Annotated in this window: 7 protein-coding genes; 5 read left to right on the forward strand and 2 right to left on the reverse strand. The window is 66.6% G+C overall.

Going from position 1 to position 6,179, the window contains the following annotated elements; translation table 11 throughout:
* Positions 1-14 precede the first annotated feature (14 nt).
* Positions 15-1,178 carry a PQQ-dependent sugar dehydrogenase gene (locus tag ACTJJK_RS09270; protein WP_031371975.1) on the reverse strand — a complete coding sequence of 388 codons (1,164 nt, stop codon included), beginning with the start codon at positions 1,176-1,178 and terminating at the stop codon, positions 15-17.
* A gap of 201 nt (positions 1,179-1,379) precedes the next feature.
* Complete coding sequence (locus tag ACTJJK_RS09275; protein ID WP_031371974.1) at positions 1,380-1,883, reverse strand: hypothetical protein; 504 nt, start codon at positions 1,881-1,883, stop codon at positions 1,380-1,382.
* 276 nt (positions 1,884-2,159) lie between these two features.
* Between ACTJJK_RS09275 and ACTJJK_RS09280 the strand changes: the two genes are divergently transcribed.
* The 5 genes from ACTJJK_RS09280 to ACTJJK_RS09300 all read left to right on the forward strand — a co-directional run.
* Positions 2,160-2,348: a CPXCG motif-containing cysteine-rich protein gene (locus ACTJJK_RS09280; protein WP_031371973.1), complete on the forward strand. Its 189-nt coding sequence runs from the start codon at positions 2,160-2,162 to the stop codon at positions 2,346-2,348.
* Positions 2,349-2,409: 61 nt separating this feature from the next.
* Positions 2,410-3,582, forward strand: coding sequence for a winged helix DNA-binding domain-containing protein (locus tag ACTJJK_RS09285; RefSeq protein WP_223621792.1), 1,173 nt, complete (start codon positions 2,410-2,412; stop codon positions 3,580-3,582).
* A 50-nt stretch (positions 3,583-3,632) separates the two neighbouring features.
* Positions 3,633-3,827, forward strand: coding sequence for a hypothetical protein (locus ACTJJK_RS09290; RefSeq protein WP_152566217.1), 195 nt, complete (start codon positions 3,633-3,635; stop codon positions 3,825-3,827).
* Between the two features lie 118 nt (positions 3,828-3,945).
* Positions 3,946-4,329 carry a hypothetical protein gene (locus ACTJJK_RS09295; protein ID WP_031371971.1) on the forward strand — a complete coding sequence of 128 codons (384 nt, stop codon included), beginning with the start codon at positions 3,946-3,948 and terminating at the stop codon, positions 4,327-4,329.
* Positions 4,330-5,406: 1,077 nt separating this feature from the next.
* On the forward strand, positions 5,407-6,179 hold a 773-nt coding region (locus tag ACTJJK_RS09300), incomplete at its 3' end, for a hypothetical protein (RefSeq protein WP_440730040.1).

Below are 6,179 nucleotides of genomic sequence, written 5' to 3' on the forward strand. Positions count from 1 at the left end.
CACGGCGCCTGGGCTTACAGCGGGGTCAACCGCAGCAGGCGCGCATTGGTGCCGTCTTCGAGCAGCCAGACGTCGCCGTTCGGGCCTTGCTCGACTTCGCGGATGCGCTTGCCCATCGGATAGCGCTCGGCTTCGGCGGCGGTGTTGCCGCTGAAGCGCACGCGGATCAGGGCCTGCGAGGCCAGGCCGCCGATCAGGCCGTTGCCGGCCCAGGCCGGGAAGCGGGTGCCGGAATAGATGACGAAGCCGGCCGGGGCGATCACCGGCGTCCACCAGGCTTCCGGCGCGTTGAGGTCCGGGCGCGTGCTGTGGCGCGGGATCGGCGTGCCGTCGTAGTGATCGCCCTGCGACACCAGCGGCCAACCGTAGTTGGAACCGCGTTCGATCAGGTTGATTTCGTCGCCGCCTTTCGGCCCCATCTCGTGGATCCACAGCTTGCTCTGTGCATCGAAGGCGATGCCGAGCAGGTTGCGATGGCCGTAGGACCACACCGTCGCGGCGACGCCGCCGCGGCCGTAGAAGGGATTGTCGGTCGGCACGCTGCCGTCGTCGTTGAGGCGGATGACCTTGCCGAGCGGGGAATTGAGGTCCTGGGCCGGATCGAACTTCTGCCGCTCGCTCGAGGTGATCCACAGCTTGCGATCGGGGCCGAACGCGAGGCGGTGGCCGTAGTGATTGCTGCCGCTGACTTTCGGCTGGCGCCAGATCACCCGCAGTTCGCTCAGCGAAGCGCTGGTCGAGGTGATGTTGAGCTTGGCGCGCGCGACCGTGGCACCGGCGGTGCCACTGGTGCTGCCGCGTTCGGCGTAGCTGATGTAGATGTATTTGTTGGTCGCGTACTGCGGATGCAGGATCACGTCGCCGAAGCCGCCCTGGCCGCCATAGGCGACCGTGGGCACGCCGCTGACGGTGCGCGCGCTGCCGCCGATGGTCTGCAGCTTGAGCACGCCGCGCTTCTCGGTGACCAGCAGGCGGCCGTCGGGCAGGAAGGTCATCGCCCAGGGTTCGTTGAAGCGCGCGACTTCGGTCGCGGTGAACGGCAGCGCCTTGGTCGATTCGGCCGCGCTGGTCGCGCTGGCGTTGTCGGCTCTGGCGCGGTCGAGGGCACAGGCCGCGGGCGCGGCGAAGGCGCCGAGCAGCGCGGTGGAGCAAACGAGAGAGAGCATCGAGCGGTTCATGGTGGGTCTCCGATGTCCGGCAGGCGTGGGTTTGAGGCCGGCCGAGAGTGCCATCGAAGAACCGCCGGTCTTGCGACCGGATCGGCAGTTCGCGGCGCACGCAAGGGCGGCGCCGCGATTCGCAAACGCGATCACGCAGGCAATGAGGCCTGGACGCTACGAAGTCGTGAGCGCGCCGCCGCTGCGGCGGCGAACTGGAGCTCAGGCGAACGCCTTGAGCGAATCGAAGGGCAGCAGTTCGGCGCCGACGGCGTTGCGCAGCACCCGCGCCTCGGCTTGCAGCAGCAGGTCGCGGTCGCCGTCGATCACCACCAGGATGCGGCCTTGCTGGATATGCGCGTCGAATTTGCGCCGGATCGGGTCGGGCAGGGCCGAGCCCATCAACGCCGAGGCCCAGCAGCCGACCATGGCGCCGGCCACGGTGGCCGCCGCCGCGCCGGCGATGGTCAGGCCGATCGGACTGATCACGACCGCGAGCAAGCCGGCCAGCAAACCGGTGGCACCGCCGTAGCCGGCGCCGCGCAGCGCCGCCGACATCAGGTCGGTATCGGCTTCCTTGCGATCGTTCGGAATCGACTTGAGTTCGATGTCGGAACGCGCGATCAGCAGGATGTCGTCGTCGTGCACGCCGGCTTCGCGCGCTGCATCCATGGCGGCTTGCGCGGTGGCGAGGTCGGGCGTGCTGAACACGTGGCGGGTCTTCATGTCGCATCTCCGGATGCGGACGGTTCGCCTTGATGGGCGCATGCCGTCATGGGGCGCCCGAGGGCGCCGATCGCATCGGCCCGGCAAGAGGCTGCTGCCAGCCCGGGCCGTATTGTCATCAGCTTCCGCCGCGCCGGGTTAGTCCAGAGTGAGCGCGCGGGCGCAGGCGACGAACGGTCGCTCGCGATGCGCTGGCGCAGTCAGGAACGAGGAATCACTGGACGCAGGAATCGCCCCGGCACCATGCTATGCGCAGTCCGTCACCGGGGCATCGCCATGTTGCCGAGCGTCGAAGTCCAATGTCCTTACTGCGGCGAGCCGATCGATCTGGTCATCGACGATTCCGCCGGCGACCAGCGCTATATCGAAGACTGCCAAGTCTGCTGCCGGCCGATCGTGGTCGCGGTCAGTCTCGACGAGGACGGCCAGCCGCACGTGGCGGTCTACGCGGAAGACGAGGCGTGATGCCCTTGGCGCTGCGAGGGGCAATGCGCTCGGTTCATCGTTCGAGCGGGGTTTGACCACGATGCCGAGCGCGAAACGCGTCGCGACGGCGAGTTCGGGCAAATCCAGGCAGGCTGCCGCCGAGGTATTGAGCGCACGTGCGCTGAACCGCGCGCTGTTGGGGCGGCAGTCCTTGCTCGAACGCAGCCGCGAATCCGTGCCGGCGATGGTCGAGCGCCTGCTCGGCCTGCAGGCGCAGGCGCCCAATCCGCCTTACCTGGGGCTGTGGACGCGGTTGCGCGATTTCGCCCTGGACGATCTGACCGCTGCGATGCAGGCCCGCGAAGTGGTGCGCGCGACGATGATGCGCGGCACCTTGCATCTGGTCAGCGCGCAGGACTATCGAAGACTGCGCCCGGTGTTGCAGCCGGTGTTGCAGCGGCTGTCGTTGCAGAGCGGTCATGCGCGGGCTTTGCAGGGTTTGGATTTGGCGACGTTGCGGCGTGCCGGCTTCGAGGCCTTGCGCGCGCAGCCGCTCAGCGCGACGGCGCTGGGCGAGGCGCTGCGTGCGCATTGGCCCGATCACGACGCCAACGCACTGGCTTCGTTGGTGCGCGGCGCCGAGCCTTTGGTGCACGTGCCCCCGGCGGGCCTGTGGGACTCGCATAAGCCCGCGTGTTTCGCCACCGCGATCGATTGGCTGGGCGCGTCGATAGACGACAACGCCGACGAGGCGGCGATCGACGCGATGCTGTTGCGTTATCTCGGCGCCTTCGGCCCGGCCAGCGCACGCGATGCGACGACTTGGTCCGGGCTGACGGCGACGCGCGAGCGCCTCGAACGCCTGCGCCCCGGCTTGCGGGTGTTTCGCGACGAGGCCGGCACCGAGTTGTTCGACCTGCCCGATGCGCTGCGTCCCGATTCGACTACGCCGGCGCCGGCGCGGTTGCTGCCCGAGTTCGACAATGTCTTGCTGTCGCACGCCGAGCGTTCGCGCATCTTCGACGAATCCTTGCGGGGCGCGATCTTCACCCGCAACGGCCTGGTCGCGGCGACGATCCTCGTCGACGGCTTCGTCGCCGGCACCTGGAAGCTGCAGCGCGACGCCCGCTCGGCGACCTTGAGCATTACCCCGTTCAGGCCACTCAAGGCCGCCGATCGCGAGGCCCTGAAGCGCGAGGCCGAGCTGTGTTTGAGCGTGGCGGCACCGAGTCAGGCACAGCGCGAGCTGCGTTTCGTCGCAGCGACTGCATAAAGGACGCCGCGGCCTGCGCTTTGCGTCGCCGATGAATCCGATCTTGAACGATGAATGCGCGGCTGCGCGAAGAGCGCATCGATCGCGTTGATCTGCGCATTCGTAAAGGTTGTGTTGTGTTCAGCGAATGCGCGCCGTCGTCGCGCCGTCTATTGGCGCTGCAGGTCACGTTTTGCCGTGTTCCGGCAACTCACTTCGCCGACGGCCTAACGGCATCGGCCGCGCTTGTGGTTAAGCCAACGTAGCTTTAACGCTTGCGGACGCCGATCGGTTCAGAAGCGCGGCGGCAAGGTGGACTCGTGCGGTAAGCGCCACCGGCAGTCGAGACCGCGCAGTACAGCAAACTCATTCCAGGAGACATTCATGAACCAGATTTCCCGCAAGTCGCTGATCGGTACCTTGGCTCTGGTCGCTTCGCTGTCCGCGCCGCTCGCGTTCGCACAGTCCACGACCGCCGCGCAGACGCCGCCGACCGAGGACGCCGCCGCCGCGGCCACCGGTGCACAGGACGCAGCAGCGACTTCCGCCGCCCAGCCGACCGCCGCCGCCCCGCAGAAGAAAAGCTGGGCCGACGTCGACGGCAACAAGGACGGCAACCTGAGTAAGACCGAGGCCGCTGCCGTACCGGCGCTGGGTCAGGTCTTCGAGCAGGCCGATGCTGATGCCAACGGCGCGCTGACGCCTGACGAATACAAGGCTTACGTCGCCAAGGTCCAATCCAATGGCGGCGCCAAGAACGGCGGCTGATACCGCCTATCGGGGTGCAGGATCTCCTGCGTTGTGTGAAGGGCGGCCCTCGGGCCGCCCTTTTTTATGGGCGCGATTCCCGGCCAGGGCGACTTCAGCCGGCCGACGGGTGCGCTCTTCGGCATTCGCAGACTGCGGTCGGGTCGCGATCGTAGCGGCCCTGAGGGGCGCTGCCGCCGGAGACCGAGGCCGTCGGACCGGCCCGCTTACGCCATGACCGACACCTCAAGTTTCACTGGCTGCCCGAGTCTGCTGGGGCGGCTTGGCCGTGGGCCGCCGGCGGGGCTTGGTTAGCGGTCGCGATCTCCAAGGCCGCTCCGGTTCTTCCCGGGCATTCGCTGAACCGTTCAGGCGTCTCATTCAGTTATTGATAGAGGTTCAGCGAACAAAGCATGTAACCGACAGGCGGTCACCGAAATTCCGTGACTCCGGAGCAATCTGTGTTTATCGTCACATTAATGGGCGATGAGGTTAGTGGATTGTTAAACGCAAGCGGGAAGCACACTAACTATCGAAAGGGCTGATTTCATCGAGATCGGTCCCGTCTGCGGACAGGGGTTGGGGCTTTAACGAGTTGTAGCGATAGGACTCTCAGAGGGGAGAGGGATATGGCTCGACGCGGGACCGAGACAAAAGTTTCATTTGAAACAATCAACGGCGCAGGCCGGCCCAAGCGCGGCCGGCCGCTCTGCTGCAGCCGCGGGGGAGACATAGCTCTTCCATCCGCTTTGCCCCTGCTGGCGCCAACTGGCGCCGCTAGTAACCAAAGTGACGCTTTGGGGCACATCCAGACCAAGCCGCTTTTTGAGATCTTCAGATTTCATAAAAGTGAGACGGCTGGCACAGTTTTTGCAGCCGCACTGAGCATGTCCGTGTCCGTTCTTCTCTTCAATCGGGGCTCATCCATTCATTTATGTGAAGGATGAATCCAATGGCCGCCTGCGACGTAACGCAGGCAGCAGTCGCGCCAGATCGGGCGACAGGGGTAGTCGGGGCCGGGAAGCATTTCGAGCACTTAGCTAGCAACACGTCGCGTGCCAACGAGCTCGGCACGACGGCAACCGGGGAGCAAACAGCGTGATCGCCAAATTCCAAGCCCTCGCGACAGCGTTCAGCCGTCGCATGATCATGCCGGTCGCGCTAGCGGCCTCCCTTCTGCTGTCCGCCGACCCGGTGCATGCCCAGGCCGTGAATACCGCGAGCGTGACGCCCCCGACCGGGGTGACCGATCCGACCTGTAACGTCGCCAATCCCCCGTGTAACAGCGCGACGGACAGCGACTCGATCCTGGCGTCCCTGACCCTGGTCAAGACGGTCACCAACGACAACGGCGGCACCGCGGTTGCTACGGCTTGGACGCTGGAGGCGGCTGGCCCGACCAACATCAGCGGCGCCACCGGCGCCACCGCCGTCACCAATGCCCCGGTCAGCCCGGGCAGCTACACCCTCTCCGAAACCGGCGGCCCGAGCGGCTACACCGCCAGCACCTATAGCTGCGTCGTCAACGGCGGCGCCCCGGTCGTTTCGAACAGCCTGACGCTCGCCTTCGGCGATACCGCGACCTGCACCATCAACAACGACGACCAGGCGGCGACGCTGACCCTGGTCAAGACGGTGACCAACGACAACGGCGGCATCGCGACGATCAGCGACTTCCCGTTGACCGCGACCGGCCCGACCACGATCACCGGTGTGAGCGGTACGGCGACGGTGACCAATGCACCGGTCAGCGCCGGCGCCTACACCCTGACCGAAGCTTCGGTGGCCGGCTACACCGCCGGCGCCTGGAGCTGCACCGCCGGCACGCTGTCGGGCAACAGCCTGACGCTGGCCAATGGCGTGAGCGCGAC

Source organism: Lysobacter sp. 22409 (assembly GCF_052045105.1).
GTDB lineage: Bacteria > Pseudomonadota > Gammaproteobacteria > Xanthomonadales > Xanthomonadaceae > Lysobacter > Lysobacter antibioticus_B.